Annotated in this window: 18 protein-coding genes and 1 pseudogene; 8 read left to right on the plus strand and 11 right to left on the minus strand. The window is 73.3% G+C overall.

Annotation, left to right across the window (positions count from 1 at the left end):
• Nucleotides 1-484 (plus strand): helix-turn-helix domain-containing protein (locus GA0115242_RS11380; RefSeq protein ID WP_107461400.1); only part of this gene is annotated, 484 nt, incomplete at its 5' end.
• Here the strand turns inward: GA0115242_RS11380 and GA0115242_RS11385 are convergent.
• Nucleotides 481-903: a VOC family protein gene (locus GA0115242_RS11385; protein ID WP_093827265.1), complete on the minus strand. Its 423-nt coding sequence runs from the start codon at nucleotides 901-903 to the stop codon at nucleotides 481-483. The two genes, GA0115242_RS11380 and GA0115242_RS11385, sit on opposite strands and share 4 nt — an antisense overlap.
• 122 nt (nucleotides 904-1025) lie before the next feature.
• On the opposite strand from GA0115242_RS11385, the gene GA0115242_RS11390 reads away from it, so the two are divergent.
• On the plus strand, nucleotides 1026-1670 hold the full coding sequence (locus GA0115242_RS11390) for a ThuA domain-containing protein (RefSeq protein WP_093827267.1): 645 nt from the start codon (nucleotides 1026-1028) through the stop codon (nucleotides 1668-1670).
• A 174-nt stretch (nucleotides 1671-1844) separates the two neighbouring features.
• On the opposite strand, the gene GA0115242_RS40310 is transcribed toward GA0115242_RS11390, so the two are convergent.
• Complete coding sequence (locus tag GA0115242_RS40310) at nucleotides 1845-2069, minus strand: hypothetical protein (protein ID WP_141721577.1); 225 nt, start codon at nucleotides 2067-2069, stop codon at nucleotides 1845-1847.
• Nucleotides 2070-2128: 59 nt separating this feature from the next.
• Entirely contained in the window at nucleotides 2129-3013 is an 885-nt protein-coding gene (locus GA0115242_RS11395) for an oxidoreductase (RefSeq protein WP_093827269.1), read from the minus strand.
• Between the two features lie 102 nt (nucleotides 3014-3115).
• On the opposite strand from GA0115242_RS11395, the gene GA0115242_RS11400 reads away from it, so the two are divergent.
• Complete coding sequence (locus GA0115242_RS11400) at nucleotides 3116-3958, plus strand: helix-turn-helix domain-containing protein (RefSeq protein ID WP_093827271.1); 843 nt, start codon at nucleotides 3116-3118, stop codon at nucleotides 3956-3958.
• Between the two features lie 74 nt (nucleotides 3959-4032).
• Here the strand turns inward: GA0115242_RS11400 and GA0115242_RS41550 are convergent, their stop codons facing one another.
• From GA0115242_RS41550 to GA0115242_RS11415, 4 genes are all read right to left on the minus strand, one after another.
• The gene (locus tag GA0115242_RS41550) at nucleotides 4033-4155 is read right to left on the minus strand and encodes a hypothetical protein (protein ID WP_256089411.1); all 123 of its coding nucleotides are present in this window, start codon (nucleotides 4153-4155) and stop codon (nucleotides 4033-4035) included.
• A 220-nt stretch (nucleotides 4156-4375) separates the two neighbouring features.
• Nucleotides 4376-5221 (minus strand): DUF4097 family beta strand repeat-containing protein, encoded by an 846-nt coding sequence (locus GA0115242_RS11405; RefSeq protein WP_093827273.1) that lies wholly within the window; start codon nucleotides 5219-5221, stop codon nucleotides 4376-4378.
• 133 nt (nucleotides 5222-5354) lie between these two features.
• Nucleotides 5355-5882 carry a hypothetical protein gene (locus GA0115242_RS11410; RefSeq protein WP_093827275.1) on the minus strand — a complete coding sequence of 176 codons (528 nt, stop codon included), beginning with the start codon at nucleotides 5880-5882 and terminating at the stop codon, nucleotides 5355-5357.
• Nucleotides 5883-6067: 185 nt separating this feature from the next.
• Entirely contained in the window at nucleotides 6068-7207 is a 1140-nt protein-coding gene (locus tag GA0115242_RS11415; protein ID WP_093827295.1) for a LacI family DNA-binding transcriptional regulator, read from the minus strand.
• 343 nt (nucleotides 7208-7550) lie between these two features.
• Between GA0115242_RS11415 and GA0115242_RS11420 the strand changes: the two genes are divergently transcribed.
• Complete coding sequence (locus GA0115242_RS11420; RefSeq protein ID WP_176729798.1) at nucleotides 7551-9152, plus strand: carboxylesterase/lipase family protein; 1602 nt, start codon at nucleotides 7551-7553, stop codon at nucleotides 9150-9152.
• 46 nt (nucleotides 9153-9198) lie between these two features.
• Here the strand turns inward: GA0115242_RS11420 and mmuM are convergent, their stop codons facing one another.
• Nucleotides 9199-10143 carry a homocysteine S-methyltransferase gene (gene mmuM / locus GA0115242_RS11425; protein WP_093827279.1) on the minus strand — a complete coding sequence of 315 codons (945 nt, stop codon included), beginning with the start codon at nucleotides 10141-10143 and terminating at the stop codon, nucleotides 9199-9201.
• A gap of 293 nt (nucleotides 10144-10436) precedes the next feature.
• On the opposite strand from mmuM, the gene GA0115242_RS11430 reads away from it, so the two are divergent.
• Nucleotides 10437-11852, plus strand: a complete 1416-nt coding sequence (locus tag GA0115242_RS11430; RefSeq protein WP_256089412.1) for an RICIN domain-containing protein — start codon at nucleotides 10437-10439, stop codon at nucleotides 11850-11852.
• Between the two features lie 2 nt (nucleotides 11853-11854).
• Here GA0115242_RS11430 and GA0115242_RS11435 read toward each other — a convergent pair whose 3' ends face one another.
• The gene (locus GA0115242_RS11435; protein ID WP_093827283.1) at nucleotides 11855-13534 is read right to left on the minus strand and encodes a rhamnogalacturonan lyase B N-terminal domain-containing protein; all 1680 of its coding nucleotides are present in this window, start codon (nucleotides 13532-13534) and stop codon (nucleotides 11855-11857) included.
• Nucleotides 13535-13721: 187 nt separating this feature from the next.
• Between GA0115242_RS11435 and GA0115242_RS11440 the strand changes: the two genes are divergently transcribed.
• Together GA0115242_RS11440 and GA0115242_RS11445 are read left to right on the plus strand one after the other, a co-directional pair.
• Nucleotides 13722-14768 carry a rhamnogalacturonan acetylesterase gene (locus GA0115242_RS11440; protein ID WP_093827285.1) on the plus strand — a complete coding sequence of 349 codons (1047 nt, stop codon included), beginning with the start codon at nucleotides 13722-13724 and terminating at the stop codon, nucleotides 14766-14768.
• A gap of 71 nt (nucleotides 14769-14839) precedes the next feature.
• Nucleotides 14840-16570 (plus strand): DUF2264 domain-containing protein, encoded by a 1731-nt coding sequence (locus GA0115242_RS11445; protein ID WP_093827287.1) that lies wholly within the window; start codon nucleotides 14840-14842, stop codon nucleotides 16568-16570.
• A 107-nt stretch (nucleotides 16571-16677) separates the two neighbouring features.
• Here GA0115242_RS11445 and GA0115242_RS11450 read toward each other — a convergent pair whose 3' ends face one another.
• Together GA0115242_RS11450 and GA0115242_RS11455 are read right to left on the minus strand one after the other, a co-directional pair.
• Nucleotides 16678-17262 carry a TetR-like C-terminal domain-containing protein gene (locus tag GA0115242_RS11450; RefSeq protein ID WP_093827289.1) on the minus strand — a complete coding sequence of 195 codons (585 nt, stop codon included), beginning with the start codon at nucleotides 17260-17262 and terminating at the stop codon, nucleotides 16678-16680.
• Between the two features lie 109 nt (nucleotides 17263-17371).
• Nucleotides 17372-18700: a jacalin-like lectin gene (locus GA0115242_RS11455; RefSeq protein ID WP_093827291.1), complete on the minus strand. Its 1329-nt coding sequence runs from the start codon at nucleotides 18698-18700 to the stop codon at nucleotides 17372-17374.
• Nucleotides 18701-18991: 291 nt separating this feature from the next.
• Here GA0115242_RS11455 and GA0115242_RS11460 point away from each other — a divergent pair.
• Nucleotides 18992-19234: pseudogene (locus GA0115242_RS11460) on the plus strand (histidinol-phosphatase); the annotation flags it as partial.

Here is a 19234-nt window from a genome sequence, read left to right on the forward strand (position 1 = left end):
CCCCGGCACCGCGCCCGGCCTGCTCGGCGTCCCGGCCCACGAACTGCGCGACCGGCGCGTCGCCCTCGCCGACCTGTGGCCCGCCACCGCCGTCCGCCGCCTCGCCGCCGAGGCGGCCGCGGCCCGCGACCCGGCGGACGGGCTCGAAGCGGTGGCGCTGCGGATCGCGGCGGACGCCCCCGCGCCCGACCCGCTCCTGACCCGGCTCGTCGGCGCCCTCGACGCGGGCCGCCCGGTCGCCGCGACCGCCGACGAACTCGGACTCGGCGCCCGTCAGTTGCACCGCCGCTCGCTCGCCGCCTTCGGCTACGGACCCAAGACCCTCGGCCGGGTCCTGCGGCTCCAGCGGGCGCTGCGCCTGGCCCGCGCCGGAACACCGTTCGCCCGGACGGCGGCCGAGTCCGGCTTCGCCGACCAGGCGCATCTGGCCCGGGACGTCAGGGAGTTGACCGGGCTGCCGCTGCGGGACCTGCTGGCGCCCTAACGCTGTGGCTCCGGGTGTACCGGCCAGCCGGGCAAGGGAGCGAACAGGTCGACGCCGTTGCCGTCCGGGTCGTGGACGGTGGCGTACCGCTGCCCCCAGACGGCGTCCCAGGGCTTCAGCTCGCCGTGGTACCCGGCCGCCACCAACTCCGCGTACAGGGAGTCCACTTCGGCGGGTCCGTCGCAGCGGAAGGCGAGGGAGGCTCGACCGGTGTCCGCCGGTGGCCGCCAGCCGGGGTGGAAGGAGCGGACGGTGTCCTCGGTGTCCAGGGCGAGCACCGTGCCGCCGGGCAGCACGGCCTCGACATGCGGCTGGGACGCGGCGTCCACGGGGAAGACGAGGCCGAGACGGCGGTAGAAGGCGAGGGAGGCGGCCAGGTCACGGACGACCAGGCCGAGCACGGCGAATCGTGGAGTCATGCGGCCACGGTAGGAGGGTCAGCGAGGCGCGGTCTTGAAGGAATCGGACACGGACCGCGGGCTCCCCCTCCGGCGCCGCCGAGCCGGTCCGCGGCCCCCACCCGCGTCCTAGGCTCGTCCGCATGACCTCGCGACTGCTCGTCCTCACCCGGACCGCCGACTACCGGCACGACTCCATCCCGGCCGCCGTGGCCGCCGTCCGCGATCTCTCCCGGCACCCGGTGGAGCACACCGAGGACCCGGCCGCCCTCGAAGGCGACCTGGACGACTGCGCGGCCGTCGTCTTCCTCTCCACCAGCGGTGAGGTGCTCACCCCCGCCGGACGGACCCGGCTCGCCGCCTACGTGGACGGGGGCGGCGGCTTCGTCGGGGTGCACGCGGCGGCCTGCACCGAGTACGGGTGGCCGTACTACGGCGACCTGCTGGGCGCCCGCTTCGCCCGCCACCCGGACCTCCAGCCGGGCCGGGTCCTCGTGGAGGACGGCGACCACCCGGCCACCCGACACCTGCCCGGTGTCTGGGAGTTCACCGACGAGTGGTACGACTTCCGCTCCAACCCCCGTTCCGGGGCACGGGTGTTGCTCCGTGCCGACGAGACCTCGTACACCGGCGGCGGCATGGGCGCCGACCATCCCCTCGCGTGGTGCCGCGACCAGGCGGGTGGCCGCGTCTTCTACACCGCCCTGGGCCACACGGCCGAGGCGTACGACGATCCGGCCTTCCGCGAGCACCTGCGCGGCGGCATCGCCTGGGCCGCCGCCCGCTGACCGCACGCGTTCTCTGCCGCTCGAATGAAAAGCCGGGAACAGCGCACCCGTCCTGTCGGTGCATTTCTTATCGCTGCTTTATATGGCCCGGCTTTGTGGTGCTTGACCGCCTTTTTGGGAGTGAAACCCGGGGAATGGCTTGCCCGGCGGTCCGGGCGACGCCTAGCGTCACCCCTACGAAATTCCGGAAGCCGTGCCTGTCACATTCCGAGAACACCGCCGTTGAGCCAACAGTCCGCCACGACCGCGCATCACTCGACTACCCGAAGCCCTGGGCCTGAGCTTGGCAGCCCGACGCCGGGCATTGTCCAGGAACACCCCAAGCTTGATCTTTTCACCATCGACCAGCTCGACGACCGGTTCCTCCACCGTCTCGTGCTCGCTGATGGTCTCGCTCATTTCAGGTGTCTCCTTGATCATCGGATCCGCCGTCTGTTGGACACTCCCTTGTCGTGTGGTCACCTCTGTCCGCGGGGGTGTTCCGGCATGGTCAGGGGAAATGCGGTGCGGGTCGATTCTTCGGAGAGGGTCCAGAGGCGGCGGGCGAGTTCGGGATCCTGGGCAGCCTTGGAGCGGCCGGCGATCTCGGGGAGGCCGCGGGCCTCCAGGAAGCCGCTCGGGGAGATGTAGCTGTTGCCCGGGATGTCGGCGGTGGCCGCGTAGAGCGTGGTGTGTGCGCCACCGTCCTCGTCCTGTGACAGGGGACGCAGAAGGGCGTTCATGATGCGGACACGTGTGCTGCTGGCGTGGCTGATCAGGTTCGTGTCGGCCAGACCGGGGTTGGCGACGGTGGCGATGACATCGGAGCCGGCCGCGGTGAGGCGGCGCTGGAGTTCGGCGGTGAAGAGCATGTTGGCGAGCTTTGACTGCGCATAGCCGGCGAACGGCTTGTACGGCCGGTGCTCCCAGTTGGGGTCGTCCAAGTCCAGTGTTCCGGCCCGGTGGCCGCCGGCTGCGACGGTGACGACTCGCCCTCTGATGTGTGGCAGGAGCAGGTTGCTGAGTGCGAAGTGCCCCAGGTGGTTGATACCGAAATGGAGTTCGAAGCCGTCAGCCGTACGCCCCAGCGGCTGCATCATGACGCCCGCGTTGTTGATCAGCAGATCGACAGGATCGGTGAATGCCTTGGCGAAGTCTCGCACTGAGGACAGGTCGGCGAGGTCGAGTCGGCGCACCTCGGTCGGGCCGTGCATCTGCGCTGCGGCGGCGCGGCCCTTGTCGAGGTCGCGGACCGCGAGGATGACGCGGACGCCCTGCTCGGCGAGGGATCGGGCGGTGGCACGGCCGATTCCGCTGTTGGATCCGGTGATGACGGCGGTGCGGCCGGCAAGAGGGTTCGTCATAGGTCGAGGTTCGTCGGGCTGGAGCCGGGTAGCCAGTGCCCGCCGCTACCGTAGGAACGGCGTTACCAGGTAAACCGGCGGTGCCGCGCCCATCATGGGGGCATGTCGTCTGCGGAGAATGATCTGGGTGACCTGCTGCGCGCCTGGCGTGACCGATGCTCGCCCACCGACGTCGGCCTGAGCGCACACGGCAGGCGCCGGGCCCCTGGACTGCGTCGTGAGGAACTGGCGGGCCTGGCCGGGGTCAGCGCCGACTATCTCGTACGCCTGGAGCAGGGCCGGTCCCGGCGTCCCAGTGCGGCGATCGCGGCAGCGCTGGCCAGGGCCCTGCAACTCGACGAGCAGGAAACCGCCGTCCTCTACCAGGCTGCCGGGCTCCCAGTGCCGTCCGGCCGCACCGTACCGGTGCATGTTCCCCCTGGTGTCCAGCGCCTCATCACCCGCATGGTCGACTACCCGGTGGCCGTCTTCGCGGCGGACTGGACCCTCATCACGTGGAACGCGCTCTGGAGCGCCCTGAACGGCGACCCGGCCGGACGGCCGGCGACCGACCGCAACGTGATCCGGGCCACCTTCTGCCAGGCACCGGCATGGGCGAACATGCATGGACCCGACGAGGGCAACGAGCGGGCCCTCATCGCCGACCTGCGCCAGGCCGTGACCGCCTATCCTGAGGATGAGAACCTTCGCTCCCTCATCGCGGAGGTCGGCGACGCCAGCCCGCGGTTTCGCGACCTGTGGAACTCAGGAGCAGCAGGGCGACACGTCACCTCCCGCAAGGTGATGCACCACCGACTCACCGGTGAACTCGCCCTGGCCTGCGACGTCCTGACCGTTCCGGGCTCCGACCTGAAGATCACCGTGTACACCGCCGCGGCAGGCAGCCCCGACGCCGAACGCCTGGAGTTCCTGCGGGTCAGCGCCGTCCACACGGTTACCCCATGACGTCCGTCAGTCCGTCAGTCCGTCACTCGTCGGTGCCGTCCGCGTGAGCGGCGTCGCGCTTGATGACACGATTCCTACCGGCGCGAAGCAGCGAAGGTGGTGTCGCAGACGTGGTGCAGGGCCTCCATCTTCCGGTGATCCCGTACGAGTTGGACGAGCAGGACCGGGATGGCCTGCGCGGCAGTCGAACCGACCACGGCACAGACCGTCGTGCCGGTGGTTCTGCCGGTCTTGCGGTCGGTACGCCGACACTTGATCCGTGGAAGCCCGTACCTGCACTGCTTCCAGCCCCCATCAAGCCGACAGGTCGCTACGATCCGGGCGTCACACGACTACGCACCGACGTCACCGACGTCCACCGGGCCGACCGCGCCGGACGGCTGCGCACCGACCTCGGGGGCGTCCGCCGGGCCGTGCTCAGCCCCGGGCGCGGGCGATGTCGACGTTGCCGTACCGGGTGCGCGCCCTGACCTCGACGGTGTCCTCGGCGTCGGCGGGACCCTCGGTCGTGGCGAGGGAGTTGGTCACCTGCCCTGAGCCCGAGCTGACGTCGAGCCAGGCGGCCGTGCCCTCCCGGACCCCGACCTCGATGGCCCCGTGCGCGGTCTCCAACTGGACTTTCCCCCGGGCCACTTCGCCGACGCGCAGGGTGCCGTGGGCGGTGGTGGCGGTGACCGACCCGGCGGCCCGGTCGACGAGGATGTCGCCCTGGGCGCCGCTCACCCGCAGTTCGCCCAGGGCGGTGCCGACGGTCGTGGTGCCGTGCGAGTTCTTCAGGACGGCGTCGCCGTCGACCGTGCCGACGCGCAGGCTGCCGGAGCTGGTGGTGATCTCGGCGTCGCCCCCGACCCGGTCCACGCTGATGTTGCCGTGCGCGGCCGTCACGTGCAGCGGACCCGTGCTGTCGAGCCGCACATCGCCCGACGAGGTCTTCACCCGGACCTCTCCGAGCCTGCCCTCGCCGTGCACCTGGACCCAGGAGCCGGTCGCCTCCACCGGGGATCCTGCGGGCAGTTCGACCGTCACGTCGACGGTGCCCGAAGGCCCCACGAGCAGCCGCCCCTTGGGCGTCCGGATGCTCAACAGGCCGCTCCCGCACCGCACTTCGGTCTGTGCGGCGGCCTGCACGTCCCGGTCCTTCTTCGGGTCGCGGGGCCGCACCTCCACGACGGTGTCGGGCCGGTCGGAGGCGACGATGCGGATCGAGCCCGCGTCCACGTGGGCGGCGGTCGCGATGGGCTCAGGGGTGTCGAAAGAAGGCATGACTGTCCCGTCCTCTGGGGTCGTGGCCGCGTTCCCGCAGGTGGGACGCGGTGTGAAGGAGGTGAGGTGGAGCCGGGTGGGGGCCAGTGCCCTGACCGGAGAGGTTCACCGGCGAACCGTTCCGGTCACGGCGCTAGCGCACCCAGCCCGTGAAGTTCTGTCCGACGGCGCGGTCGGCGCGGGTCCGCTCGGCCGTCCGTCCCGGGGTGCCGCCGTCGACGGCGCCCGAGACGGCCCGCACCAGCCAGGCGTTGACCGACAGGCCCTCCCGGCCCGCGGCTTCCTCGGCCCGCGCCTTGAGATGCGCGGGCAGCCGGAGGTTGACGCGCGCGGTGCCGCCGTCGTCGCCGTCGGCCGGAGCCCTGAGCGCCTCGGCGCCGCCGCCCCTGGCCTCGGGAGGCTCGGCGGCCCGCTCGCCGGGCGGACGCGTCACCACGAAGTCCGGGTCGACCCCCCGCAGCCGTACGTCGACCGAGCCCGGGGCGAGTTCACGGGTGATCTCGTCCATCGCGGCGGAGAGCACGTGGAGCATCGTCAGGCGGGTCGCCGACTCCAGCGGAGCGGTGAGCCGCTCGGCCAGCGCGCGGGCTTCCGGCCCACCGGCCTCGGCGGCCACCGCGAGTTCGCGGCGAAGGGTGTCGACGTAGGGCGTGAGGTCCATGGCGCCATAGTGGCACCATCATGGCGCCACTTGCAAGTGTTCAGTGCTGGCGAGGCTGGGGGTGGGGGTCTCGTGCCTGGTGGGGGCGGTACGTGTCATGCGACGCCGGATGGCATCACGTGGCGCCAGATGGTGTCAGGTGGTGCCACTCGGTGTCAGATGGCGCCATGCGGTGCCACGTGGTGTCACGCCCGTTCCCGGGCCCGCCCCCAGGTCTCCCGGCCGCGGGCCCGTCCCCCGGTCTCCCGCCCGCGGGTCCGCCCCTCGGCCTCCCTCGCCGGACGGCCGCCGACGGGGGCGGTGCTGGAGCGTCGGACCAGCCGGGTGGAGAGTTCCGTCCGGGTGCTCTCGGGGCGGTCCCCGTCCATCATCCTGACCAGCAGGCGCAGCGCCGTCGCCGCCATCTCCGACAGGGGCTGGCGGACGGTGGTGAGGGCGGGGGAGAGCCACCCGGACTCGGGGAGGTCGCCGAAGCCGACGACGCTGATGTCGTCCGGCACCCTCAACCCCCGTTCGGACAGGGCCTCGTAGACGCCGAGCGCCATCCGGTCCGAGCAGACGAACACGGCGGTCGGCGGCTGCGGCAGGTCGAGCAGTTCCAGCGTCCTGCGGTGCGCGACGCTCTCGTCGAACCCGGCGTGCCGCACGTACTCGGGGCGGTGCCGCAGCCCCGCCGACGCGAGGGCGGAGCGGTAACCGGCCACCCGGGCGCTGCTGCACACCGTGTGCTGGTGCCCGGCGACGACGGCGACGCGCTCGTGCCCCAGGCCGAGCAGGTGCTCGGTCGCGGTGACCCCGCCCCGCCAGTTCGCGGCGCCGACCGAGACGACGCCGGGCGGCGGTTCCCGCACCGGGTCGATCAGCACGAACGGGATGCGGTGCTGCTCCAGCCACGCGTACTGCGCCGACGTCAACTCGGCCAGGTCGAAGAGGACTCCGGACGATCCGCGCGCGATCAGCTTGTCCAGCCAGCTCCGTTCGGGACGCCCGCCCCTGGCGCGGTCGACCCCCGCCGACACCACGACCTCGAGACCGGCGTCGTGCGCCGCGGCCTCCACCCCGTGCAGCACCGCGCCCGACCAGGAGGTGTCCAGGGAGTGCACGACCAGGTCGACCAGTCCGGGCACCTTGGCCACGTCGAACCGCGGTCTGCGCACATAGCCGAGCCGGTCCAGGGCCTCCGTCACCCGGCGGCGCGTCTCGGGCGCCACGTCCTCGCGCCCGTTGACGACCTTGGAGGCGGTCGGCACGGAGACTCCCGCCTCACGCGCCACCACCGCGAGCGTGGGACCGACCGCCACCCGCGCACTTCCCGAACGGACCATGAAGGACCGCCTCTCGGCCCGCCCGGGGGCCATCGAAAGTCTCGATCACCGTGTCTCCCCGGCAGAGGTGTCGCCGACCGGGGAGTAAGCGCTTCCTACCCTGGATTCGGCGCGCCGACCCGGGAAGGGCCGCGGCTCCTCGGGCCGCCCGCACCCGGAACGCCCGGAACCCCGCGCCGACCGCCCGCCGGCCGGGCGTCCCGGCCCCCTCCCGCACCCCGCCCTCGGCCCCTCCCGTACCCCGACCAGCCCATTCGCGGCTCTCTCCGCCGGAATACCCGGGAGAACTGTGGTGCTGTGGTGTTCAGCGGTGTGGTGGCACGGCGAGGAGGCTGATCGACGGATGACAGCGGACCGGACGGACATAGCCCCGCCCCGACAGGACCCCGTGGTCGCGACCCCCTACGGCGCGGTCCGCGGGCGGATGGAGAGCGGCATCGCCGTGTTCCGCGGCGTCCCCTACGCGGCCCCGCCCTTCGGCCCCCGCCGGTTCAGGCCCCCGGAGCCGCCCGAGCCGTGGCACGGCGTCCGGGACGCGGGCGCCTTCGGGCCGACGCCGCCGAAACCGCCGTACTCCGAGGCGTTCGCGAAGCTGCTGGCCGATCCGGTGGTGCCGGGCGACGACTGCCTGAACCTCAACGTGTGGACCCCCGAACCGGGCCCCGGCGCCCGTCTGCCCGTCCTGGTGTGGCTGCACGGCGGCGCCCTGACCCGCGGCTCCGCGGCCGTGCCGGTCTACGACGGACGGCCGTTCGCCCGTGACGGCGTCGTCTTCGTCTCGGTCAACTACCGCCTGGGCGTGGAGGGTTACGGCCTCTTCCCGGACGCACCCGCCAACCCGGGGCTGCGCGACCAGCTCGCCGCACTGCGCTGGGTGCACGCGTCGATCGCGGCGTTCGGCGGCGACCCGGACCGGATCACCCTGTGCGGGCAGTCCGCGGGCGCCATCAGCATCGGCGCCCTGCTCGCCGCCCCGCAGGCCCAGGGCCTGGTGCGCCGGGCCGTGTTGCAGAGCGGGCCGCCCGAGGCGTTCGACCGGGACAAGGTGCGGCGCATGGTGCGCCGGATGGCGGCGCGGCTGAAGGTCCCGGCCACGGCGGCGGCCTTCGCGGAGGTCGACCGCGAACTGCTGCTGCGCGCCCAGGCCGACGTCGGACGGCTGAGCAGCCCGGTCCTGGGCGGCCCGACGTTCGGCCTGGTCGTCGACGGCGACCTGGTCCCGCGCGAGCCCCTGGAGGCCCTGGTCGACGGCGACGCGGCCCGGGACGTGGACCTGATGCTGGGCTGGACGAAGGACGAGTACCGCCTCTGGCTGGTCCCCGGCGGCCTGCTCGAACGGGTCGACCGGCTCGGCGCGATCGCCCTGGCCGGTGCCATGGCCCGCTGCCACTGCGGACACGAGGTGCCGCGCGGCTACCGCGCCCTGCACCCGGACGCCGGGGCCGCCGAGATCGTCGGCCAGCTCGTCACGGACCACCTGCTGCGCATCCCGCTGCACCGGCTCGCGGACGCCCGCCCCGACACGTCGTACGTGTACGAGTTCGGCTGGCCGTCGAACCTTCCCGGGCTCGGCGCCTGCCACGCCCTGGAGCTGGGCTTCGTCTTCGACACCGGGGACGTCCCCGAGTCCCGCAGGCTGGCCGGGGAGGGAGCGCCGCAGGAGCTGGCCGACGAGATGCACGCCGCGTGGGTGCGCTTCGTGGTGGAGGGCGACCCGGGCTGGCGGCACTGGGACGCCTCCCACCCGGTGCGGATGTTCGGCACCGACGGCCCGTCGATCGCGCACGGCCCGCGGGACGCGGAGATCGCCCTGTGGGCGGCGGACGCGGCCCGCCCGGACACGCCCCCCGCGCCCGCCCCCGCCGACCGGACGGCGGCACGCGCCACGGAGCTGCGATCCGTCGTGCGCCGCCTGCGCCTGCCGGGCTCGGTCCGCCGCCACTGACGGCGACGGCGGTGGGCGGCGGTCACCGGATCGGGCTCGGCCCGCGTCACGCCAGCACCCGTGCCATCTCGCTCACCGCCTCCGGGCCCACCCGGCAGCAGCCGCCGATCAGGCGGGCGCCCCCGTCGCGCCAGGCGGTGACCTGTGCGGCGGTGAAGGTGGTGCGGCCGGTCCAGGCGCGGGCGTCGGCGTCCCAGGACTCGCCGCTGTTCGGGTAGACGACGACCGGCTTGCCGGTGACCCGCGAAGCCGTCGCGACGGCGCCCTCGACGTCCCCGGGCGCACAGCAGTTGACGCCGACCGCGACGATCTCGTCGGCCTCGGCGGCCGGGGCGAACGCCTCGGCGAGCGGCTGCCCGGCATGGGTGCGGTCGCCGTCGACGCTGTACGACAGCCAGGCCGGCACCCCGAGCCCGCGCACCGCCCGCAGCAGTGCCCGACCCTCGTCGGCGTCGGGCACGGTCTCCAGGGCCAGCACGTCGGGCCGGGCCGCGGCCAGCGCTTCCAGGCGCGGCCGGTGGAAACGTTCCAGCGCGTCGACGCCCAGCCCGTACCGCCCCCGGTACTCGGAGCCGTCCGCGAGCATCGCGCCGTACGGGCCGACCGAGGCCGCGACCCACAGGGGACGGTCGGCGCGGGCCCGGCGCGCCGCCTCCCGGGCCAGCTCCACGCTCAGCGCCAGCAGCCGGACGGTGTCGCCGTGACCGACGCCGCGCCTCTCGAACCCCTCGAACGTGGCCTGGTAGCTGGCGGTGATCGCCACGTCGGCGCCCGCCGCGAAGTACGCGAGGTGCGCCTCGGTGATCGCCTCGGGCCGCTCCAGCAGGAGCCGGGCCGACCACAGCTCGTCGCTCAGATCGTGTCCGGCGGCGGCGAGCTGGTGGGACATGCCGCCGTCGAGGACGAGGGTCCCGGAGGCGAGCGCGGCGGCGAAGGAGCCGGGCGCGGCAGCGGGCCCGGGGGAGCGGGGCGGGTCGGTGTCGCTGGTCATACACCGACGGTAGTCCAGCCAGCACGGAGGCCGCCGTCCGCCGCCGGGCCGCCCTTCGTCCCGTCGGACCCGTTGACCTCCTCCCTGCTCACCCTTACCTTTTCGGCGTTCGTCATGGCAGATGGCATTCGCAATCTCGAACAACCGTCGAGAGGCAGCGTATGAGCCGCGCTCCTGATCCGCCCGCACCGCCCGTCCGCGCGAACCCCCGCGGCCCGCGTCCGGCCGCCACCCCCACCCCCGGTTCCGGTGCCCGACCCGGCCACCGGTCCCGCCTCCGCGAAGGAGAACGCGTGCGAACCCGACGTGTCTACGCCCTCCTGCTCTCCCTGGTCTGCGCCCTCGCCGGGGCGCTGGTGACCGCGGGGCCCGCCCGCGCCGCCACCCAGACCGTCGCCAACGGCGTCCAGTTCAAGGACGCCTCGGGCAACCCGCTGCACGCGCACGGCGGCGGGGTCCTCAAGGTCGGCTCCTTCTACTACTGGTTCGGCGAGGACCGCAACGCCGACAACACGTTCCGCTCCGTGGACGTCTACCGCTCCACCGACCTGAAGAACTGGGAGTTCAGGAACCGCGCCCTGACCCGGTCCAGCGCCTCCGAACTCGCCACCGCCTACATCGAGCGGCCCAAGGTCGTCTACAACGCGGCCAACGGCACCTTCGTGATGTGGATGCACAAGGAGAACGGCACCGACTACGGCGAGGCCCGCGCGGCCGTCGCCGTCTCGACGACCGTCGACGGCAGCTACACCTACCGGGGCAGTTTCCGGCCGCTGGACTCCTACATGTCCCGGGACCTCACCACCTTCGTCGACGACGACGGCACCGGGTACATGGTGTCGGCCGCCAACGAGAACTACGACCTGCACATCTACCGGCTCACCGCCGACTACACCGGCATCGCGAGCCGGGTCGCCAACCCCTGGCCCGGCGGCCACCGGGAGGCACCGGCCCTCTTCAAGCGCGGCGGCGTCTACTTCATGCTGACGTCGGGCGCGACCGGCTGGAGCGCCAACCAGCAGCAGTACGCCACCGCGAGTTCACCGGCGGGGCCGTGGACGGCGATGACCGACGTCGGTGACGCGACCGCCTTCAACTCGCAGACGGCGTACGTGCTTCCGGTGCAGGGCACCTCGGGCACCTCGTACCTGTACATGGGGGACCGCTGGGGCAACTCCTTCGGCGGCACGGTCAACGACTCCCGCTACGTGTGGCTGCCGCTGACCTTCCCGACCGCCACCTCGCTGTCGATGTCCTGGTCCCCGCAGCTCGGCGTGGACACCGCGGCGGGGACCCTCACCCCGACCGCCGCCACCTACAACACCCTGATCGGACGCGGCAGTTCGAAGTGCGCCGACGTGCCGAACCAGTCGCTGTGGGCGGCCGCCGCGATCAGCCAGTACACCTGCAACGGCGGCGCCAACCAGAAGTGGTGGTTCAAGGACCTGGGCACCGGCTACTACCAACTGGTCGGCCGGGGCAGCTCGCTGTGCCTCCAGGAGAACGCGGCGAACGTCACCCAGGAGGACTGCGGGAGCGCCACCGCCCAGCAGTGGAGCGTGACCGCGTCCGGCGCGTACGTCGTGGTGAAGTCCCGGGCAGGCGGCGAGTGCCTGGACGTGTCCGGCGCGTCCACCGCCAACTCCGCCGCGATCATCACCTACCCCTGCAACGGGGCGGCCAACCAGCAGTGGACGCGCGGCACCTGACGTCAGGCCAGCAGGTCGATCGCGTCGATCGACGTGCCCGCGCTGAGGAACGACGTCGTCCCCGAACCGCTCGCCACCGAGATCCTCAGCGTGTTGTAGGCGCCGGTGTCCGTCAGCCAGGCGGACGCCGGAACGCTGTAGGTGAACGTGTGGTTGTTGCCCCGGTAGGAGCCCACGGTCAGCGACCTGGTGCTCGGCTGGGCGGGCGGGGAGGGGACGGCGGAGGTCCAGGTGTCGTTGACGGTGATCTGCGGGCGGCCGTTGGCGTACGCGGTCGTCACCCCGATCCGCAGGGTGTGCGCGGCCGCCGCCTGGGCCGCCGTCAGCCGGAAGTGGACGACGATGCCGCTGTTGACGTCCTTCCACAGGTAGCAGGGGAAGGACGAGGTCTCGGTGCCGCCGCCGACCACCACGTTCCCGGTCCAGGACGCGGCCCGGACGTCCGACGGATGCGCGTAGGTCATCAGTTCCGCGTTCTTGAACCCCCGGGGCGTGCCGTCCCAGTCGCCGATCCGCCAGATCGCGCTCGCGTTGCCCGGGTCGTTCGAGGACGGGATCGCGAGGGTGTTGAGGGTGGTCGTGCCGCCCGCCGTCACGGTCACCGAGGTGCTGTACACGGCGAGTTCGCCCTTGTGGACGGTGAGCGTGTAGGTGCCGGGGAGCATCCCGGGAACGGAGAAAAAGCCGTCCGACGCGCGCGCCTGGCCCCAGTACTGGGCGGCCGCGTTGGCGAGCGAGACGGTGTACGTGAACGCCGTGTTCCGGCCGGTGATCCCGACGCCCGCGACCCGGCCCCGCCCGCCCGCCGGCACGTACCCGGAGATGCCGAGCCCGTCGGCCCAGGGGGTGGTGAGGGCGGCGGGGTACAGCGCCGAGGACGGCGCCCCGCCGTCGGTGAAGGCGAGGACGTAGGGGCCCTGGAGGCCGAAGCGCTGGTCCTCCGTCTGGTTCTCGCCGTAGTAGAGGATCTCGTACAGGCCGCCGCCGTCGGCGCTCTGGTGGCGCAGCAGCGAGCGGTAGAACGGGCCGCCCGACGCCTTCTCGTGGTTGGAGCGCACCAGGTACAGGCCGACGGTGCCGGTGCTCCAGCCGACGTGGTCGTAGTCGGCGACGCGCAGCCGCGCGTAGTGCTTGGAGCGGGTCTGGCCGTCGGACTTCCGGAAGACGTCGGACGCCTCGATCGTGGTCGGCGCGTAAGTGTAGGAATCGGGCTCGTCGTTGAGGAACAGGCCGGGCCTGACACGCACGATGTAGCGGGTGGCGCTGACCGAGGCGTCGGCCTTGTACGTCCAGAGGTAGACGTTGTTCTCGCCGCTGCGGACCGCGTAGTAGTGCCTGAGGGTGCCGTGCCCGACGGAGACGAGGACGGTGGAGCCGGACTGGGCGATGGTCACGGTCGAGGTGCCGAGGCCGGACTCGACGTGCGAGTTCATGCCGCCGTAGCCCTGGTACTCGGTGCCCCGGTAGACCAGCGAGGTCAGGTCGCCGGTGGTCTTGCTGATCCTGACGACGAGGTTCGCGCCGGTGTCGACGACGTACTGGGAGCCGTCGTCGCTCCAGCCGAAGGCCGCCGCGGAGGCCGTGCGGGCGAGCGGTCCGGCGAGGACCGCGCCGCCGGCGGCCACCGCGCCGCCGACGACGAAGGCGCGGCGTCCCACCGCGTTCTGCACGGATTCGGACATGGGGGTGCCTCCTTCGGGAGGTGGGGGTGCGGGTGCTGTGAGAGTGCCAGTCGAACCGTCTTCGCGAAAGGGCTTTCGTGTCCTGGGAGTTGGCAGTTCAGCGGAAAAGGTCCAGGGGGTAGAAAGCGCTTGTTCTTCGGGGGTACGGTCCCGTCGCCAGGCCTGCCGACCTGTTCGAGGAGCCCTGATGAGACGTCTCGCCCCCGCCGTCCTCGTGGCGCTGACCCTGAGCGCCGCCCTGACCTCGGCGCCCGCCCGTGCGCAGGCCCACCAGGACCGCCGCGCCCTCGGCATCGACCACTGCGCCGCCGGGGTCTGCCACTTCGACGTCCCGCCCGGCGCCTACGACGTCCGGGTGCTGCTCGGCGGCGACACCGCGTCCAGCACCGCCGTCACCGGCGAGACCCGGCGCTCCCTGCTCCCCGAGACGGCCGCCGCCCCCGGGCGGCGCGTCGCCCGCGCCTTCACCGTGGACGTCCGCACCCCCGAGGGCGAACCGACGGGACCCGACGGCAGCCCGGGACTCGACCTGGTCGTCGGCGGCGCCGCCCCCGCCCTCGCGGACATCCGCGTCACCCCGGCCCGGCACGCCCGGCAGATCCTCCTCGTCGGCGACTCCACGGTCTGCGACCAGCCGGGCGCCCCCTACTCGGGCTGGGGCCAGCAACTGCCCCCGTACCTGCGCGCGGGCCTCTCCGTCGCCAACCGCGCCGATTCCGGGGAGAGTACGGTCACCTATCTGGGGAACCCGCAACTGTGGGACACCGTACGACAGTTGATCCGACCCGGCGATCTCGTCCTGATCCAGCTCGCCCACAACGACAAGACCACCGACGAGCCCACCTACCGCGCCAACCTCACCACCCTGGTCGACGGCGTCCGCGCCCGAGGTGGCCGACCTGTGCTGGTGACACCCATCGTCCGCCGCTGGTTCAATGCCGACGGCACCCTGGACAACGACACCGCACTGCTCGTCAACGGACTCGGTGTGAACCATCCTGCCGTCATCCGCTCCGTGGCGGCCGAGGAAGGCGTACCGTTGATCGACCTCACCGCGCGGACCAAGGCGCTGGTGGAGTCACGGGGAGCGGAAGCCTCCAAGTCGCTCTACCTGTACGACGAGAACAAGGACAACACCCACACCTCCGTGCACGGCGCGACCGTGTACGCGGGCCTGGTCAGGGACGAACTGCTCGCCCTGCGGCTGGTGCCCGCGGCCCTGGTGCGGGTGTGACGAGACCCTGGGGCGTCCCGACCGGAACCGGGGCGCCCCAGGCTTCACCGGCCGACCTGGAGAGCGAACCGATGCGCCTGCCCCCGGACGACCGTGCCCGCAGCCCCCGCACCGGCTTCACCCGGGCCCACTGGGAGGGCGCGGCCGACGCCCTGCTCGCCGCCGTCGAGCCGTACGCCACCGGGGGCGGCGCCCTCTACGACCTCCCCGGCACCCACACCAGTTGGTCGGGCCGCCTCTCCGACGGCCTGGAGGGGTACGCCCGCACCCTGCTGCTCGCCGCCTTCCGCCGCGACGAGACCGTCCTCGGCCGGTACGCCGACGGCCTCGCCGCCGGGGTCGGCGGGATCTGGCCGCGGATCGAGGACAGGAGCCAGCCACTGGTCGAGGCCGCGTCCGTCGCGCTCGCCCTGCGGCTGACCCGCCCGCTGCTCTGGGACCGCCTCGACGACGGCGTGCGCCAGCGGGCCGCGCAGTGGCTGACGGACGCCCTCACCGCCGAACCCTGGCCCTGCAACTGGGAGTTGTTCCCGGTCATGGTCGGCGGGTTCCTCCAGGAGATCGGCCACGAACCCGAGGCGTCCGCCGCCGCGATCGACCGGGGCCTGTCCCGCATCGAGGACTGGTACGTCGCCGACGGCTGGTACACCGACGGCGACGGCCGCAAGTTCGACTACTACAACGGCTGGGCCATGCACCTCTACCCGGTGCTGCACGCCTGGCTGGCCGACGACGCGCGCCTGCTGGACCACTACGGAGACCGGCTCGCCCGCCATCTCGACGACTACGCGCGCCTGTTCGGCGCGGACGGCGCCCCGCTGCGCCAGGGCCGCTCCCTCACCTACCGGTTCGCCACGACGGCCCCGCTCTGGCTCGGCGCCCTCACCGGCCGCACCCCGCTCACCCCCGGCCGGACCCGGCGGCTGGCGTCCGGCGCGCTGCGCCACTTCCTCGACCACGGCGCCGTCGACGAACGCGGCCTGCTCACCCTCGGCTGGCACGGCCCCGACGAGACGGTCCTGCAGGGCTACTCGGGCCCGGCGTCCCCGTACTGGGCGAGCAAGGGCTTCCTCGGCCTGCTGCTGCCCGCCGGGCATCCGGTCTGGACGGCCACCGAGGAGCCGTCGCCGGTGGAGGAGGCCGACGCGGTCACGGCCGTGCGGGCGCCCAACTGGCTGCTCCAGTCCACCCGTTCCGACGGGCTGGTGCGTTTGCACAACCACGGCAGTGAGGACGTCCGCTACGACCCCCACTACACCCGCCTCGCCTACTCGACCCGCACCGCGCCGTCCGGCACCGGGGATGCCGACAACAGCGTCCTGCTGGACGGTGACGCGGCCCGCACCGGCATCGTCCCGCTGGGCGTCGGCGACGGCTGGGCCGCGTCCCGGCACACGGCGGCGGGCGGCGCCCGGGTGACCAACGTGGTGCTGGCGCGCGGCGCCGTCGAGGTGCGGGCGCACCGGGTGACGGGCGGTGCGCCGGGTACGCCCGTGCGGATCACCGGCTGGACGGCGGGGCCGGACGCGCGCGCCGAGATCCTGCCCGCCGTCGGCCTCACCGAGGAGCTGACCGGGACGCTCACCGCCACCGGCACCGGCCTCTTCGCCGCCCTCGTGCGCCTCACCGCCGACCCGGACCCCGCCCCGCTCCCCGGCACGGTGACCGTGCGGGCCGACGGCGCCGACGGACTCGCCGTGACCTGGAGCGGCCCGGGGACCACGACCCGGGTCCGGTTCTGCGGAGGAGACGAGGTCCGGGGCGACGGCACCGGGACGGACGAGGGCGTCGAGGTGTCCTGAACTCCCCTCCGGCCGGGCGGGGTCAACGTCCCCGCGCGGGGACGCCCTTCCCGCGCGGGCCGGGTCCGCCGTCCGGCCCGGGGACGGTCCTCGCCGGGTGACGCGGCTCAGCCGGCCGGCGTCTGCTCGCGCGGCCAGTTCTCCAGCGCGAGGTGCAGGGCCGCCACCGCCTTCTCCCAGGAGCGGTCGACCTCGCGCGGGTCCCCGAAGCCGCCGGTGGCCTCCAGGGCGCAGTAGCCGTGGAACGTGGCGCGCAACAGACGGACGGCGTCGGTGAGATCGGGCTCGGCGAGACCGTAGCCGCGCAGCATGCCGTAGGTGATCTCGGCGGTGCGGCGCAGGGCGCGGGAGTCCGCGATCAGCGCCTGGTCGATCCGGGCCTGGGTGGCCGCGTACCGGCCCGGCCGCTCCAGCGCGAAGGCGCGGTAGGCGTCGGCGAACGCGGTCAGCGCGTACTTGCCCGAGCGTCCGGCGACGGCCACCGCGATCCGGTCGATCAGCTCGCCGCCCGCGAGCAGCGCCACCCGGGTGCGCAGATCCTGGAGGTTGCGCACATGGGCGTACAGGCTCGCGTCCCGCACCCCGCAGCGCCGGGCCAGCGCGGAGACGCTGAGCTGCTCGAACCCCACCTCGTCGGCGAGGTCGGCGGCCGCCGCGACGACGAGGTCGGTGGTGAGACCCGCTCGGGGCATCGACGTCTCCTGAAACCCGTGTGTCCTGGCCGTCAGCCTACGGGACCGGGACCAGCGGGGGCGTCGCGCACGGACCGGCGCCGGGGGAGCGGGGCAGGGGCCGGGAGGCTCAGGCGATCGGCGCGTACAGCACGCCGAGCTTGTCGACCTCGTCGCCCGCCCGGCCGGTGAACCCGGCGATCTGCCAGCCCGCCGGGGCCGTGAAGGTCCTGGTGTCGGAGGTCGCGGTGCCCGCCGACAGGGTGCGCCCCCGGTCCGTGGTGAACGCGGCCGAGAAGACCCGCGTCCTGCCGTCCTTCTGCCCCTGGGACAGCCGGACGGAGGTGAGGTGCTCGCCGGTGGCGAGGGTCAGGGACGTCGCCGTGCCGCCGGTGCCGCCGTGCACCGGGGCCGAGCCGCCGTCGTGGGCCAGACGGACGGCGTCCAGCCGGGCGCCGCCGCGCAGCGTGAGGGTGCGCGGCGAGGGGGTGGCCGGGAGGGTCGCGGCGTCGTTGAACGCGGTGCCGTGCGGACCGCCGAAGAAGTCGCTGGCCCGCAGCGCCGGGCTGACCGTGTAGGAGAAGCCGGCGGTGTGCGGGAAGTGGTCGGACAGGTTGCCCCCGGCCGCGTCCAGGAACGCGGCCCAGTCGTCGTGGTAGCGGGTCGCGTCGAGCGAGACCAGCCTGCTGCCCCGGTAGAAGATCTTGTCGACGACCTCGCAGGTGTCGGGCGGCGCCGTCGCCGGGCACAGCAGCGCGTCCGCGCCCTGCGCCGGTTCGCTGCCGCCCCTGACCAGCTTCACCCACGCGTCGGTGAGCCCGTTGTCGCGCACCAGGGTCCTGATGTTGTCCCCGGCCCGCGTGTAGCGGGTGTTGGTGTCGGCCATCACGATCACCGCGTTGCCCGCCGAGTTGGCCTGCACGAACGCCGAGAGCTGCGCGATGTTGGCCCGCCGGGCGGCGAGCGCGTCGTCGGTGTCGTCCGCGTTCGGGTGGGCGTTGTACAGGTCGACGTACACCCCCTCGGCCAGCCGCAGCCGGGCCAGCGTGAAGCCCTTCGGCGTCAGGCAGTTGGTGCCGGTGCAGCTGTTCCACCCGACCCGCTCGAAGTCGTCGAGGGGGTACCGCGACAGCGTGTTGAGCCCGTCCCCGATGCCCGCGCCGCCGCTGGTCGCCGTGCGGTACGGGTGGTCGTCGCCCGCGTACAGCGCCGCGTGGTAGTTGAAGTCCTCCTGCACGTTCACGATGTCGTACGGCGCCAACCGGGGCGAGATCAGCGGGGTGTTGACCGCCGGATGACTGGAGCTGAGCCCTTCGGGGAGCCCGGCCACGTTGTACGTCAGGACGTCGAACGTGCCGGTCGCGGCGGGCTGCGCCGCCGAGGCGGCCGGAGCGGTGGCCGAGACGAGGCCGGTGGCGGCGAACACCGCGGCCGCGAGGGTGCCGATCAGTCTTCTCATGGTGGGGACGTCTCCGGTCAGGAGGGGGCGGAGGTTCTGCGCCAACAGTGTGACGAACAAGGGGCGTTGAGGAAACAGCGAAGGGCCGGGGCGAGCCGCCGCACCGGAGACGCCCGGCGCTCACACGCCGGTCGCGCCGCGTTCATCTCCCGCGTCGATTCTCCTCGGGCGGCGTGGTCCCGCGTGGCGCGAAAACGCGCCTCCCGGACCAGTACGCGGGCAGGCGGCCGGGCACGGACGGGCGCTGCGCGGGCCGTCGGCGGCGAAGGCAGCGGAACTCCGGGAGGGCTCATGGGACACGGTCACCATCACGGTCACGGCCACACGCACGGCCACGGCGACGGGCACACGCACGGCCACGGGACGACGGCCCCGCTGCCGGCCGCCTTCGACACCTCCGTGCCCGACGCGGAACTCTCCCCCGAGCAGTCCTCGCGCCGCGCGCTGCTGCGCCGGGCGGGCCTGCTCGGCGCCGGGCTCGCCGCCTCCGGCGCGCTGACCGGCGCGGCGGGCGCGGCCCCCGCGTACGCGACC

It is taken from the genome of Streptomyces sp. SolWspMP-5a-2 (assembly GCF_900091845.1).
In the GTDB taxonomy this organism is placed as follows: domain Bacteria; phylum Actinomycetota; class Actinomycetes; order Streptomycetales; family Streptomycetaceae; genus Streptomyces; species Streptomyces doudnae.

What these genes read in the sequence shown, in the direction of transcription:
- GA0115242_RS40310 (WP_141721577.1), bottom strand. Translation starts at nt 2,069, where the DNA reads ATGAGCGAGACCATCAGCGAGCACGAGACGGTGGAGGAACCGGTCGTC.
- GA0115242_RS11445 (WP_093827287.1), top strand. Translation starts at nt 14,840, where the DNA reads ATGCGCCTGCCCCCGGACGACCGTGCCCGCAGCCCCCGCACCGGCTTC.
- GA0115242_RS11450 (WP_093827289.1), bottom strand. Translation starts at nt 17,262, where the DNA reads ATGCCCCGAGCGGGTCTCACCACCGACCTCGTCGTCGCGGCGGCCGCC.
- GA0115242_RS11435 (WP_093827283.1), bottom strand. Translation starts at nt 13,534, where the DNA reads ATGTCCGAATCCGTGCAGAACGCGGTGGGACGCCGCGCCTTCGTCGTC.
- GA0115242_RS11385 (WP_093827265.1), bottom strand. Translation starts at nt 903, where the DNA reads ATGACTCCACGATTCGCCGTGCTCGGCCTGGTCGTCCGTGACCTGGCC.
- GA0115242_RS11415 (WP_093827295.1), bottom strand. Translation starts at nt 7,207, where the DNA reads ATGGTCCGTTCGGGAAGTGCGCGGGTGGCGGTCGGTCCCACGCTCGCG.
- GA0115242_RS11400 (WP_093827271.1), top strand. Translation starts at nt 3,116, where the DNA reads ATGTCGTCTGCGGAGAATGATCTGGGTGACCTGCTGCGCGCCTGGCGT.
- GA0115242_RS11420 (WP_176729798.1), top strand. Translation starts at nt 7,551, where the DNA reads ATGACAGCGGACCGGACGGACATAGCCCCGCCCCGACAGGACCCCGTG.
- GA0115242_RS11395 (WP_093827269.1), bottom strand. Translation starts at nt 3,013, where the DNA reads ATGACGAACCCTCTTGCCGGCCGCACCGCCGTCATCACCGGATCCAAC.
- mmuM (WP_093827279.1), bottom strand. Translation starts at nt 10,143, where the DNA reads ATGACCAGCGACACCGACCCGCCCCGCTCCCCCGGGCCCGCTGCCGCG.
- GA0115242_RS11455 (WP_093827291.1), bottom strand. Translation starts at nt 18,700, where the DNA reads ATGAGAAGACTGATCGGCACCCTCGCGGCCGCGGTGTTCGCCGCCACC.
- GA0115242_RS11440 (WP_093827285.1), top strand. Translation starts at nt 13,722, where the DNA reads ATGAGACGTCTCGCCCCCGCCGTCCTCGTGGCGCTGACCCTGAGCGCC.
- GA0115242_RS11405 (WP_093827273.1), bottom strand. Translation starts at nt 5,221, where the DNA reads ATGCCTTCTTTCGACACCCCTGAGCCCATCGCGACCGCCGCCCACGTG.
- GA0115242_RS11410 (WP_093827275.1), bottom strand. Translation starts at nt 5,882, where the DNA reads ATGGACCTCACGCCCTACGTCGACACCCTTCGCCGCGAACTCGCGGTG.
- GA0115242_RS11390 (WP_093827267.1), top strand. Translation starts at nt 1,026, where the DNA reads ATGACCTCGCGACTGCTCGTCCTCACCCGGACCGCCGACTACCGGCAC.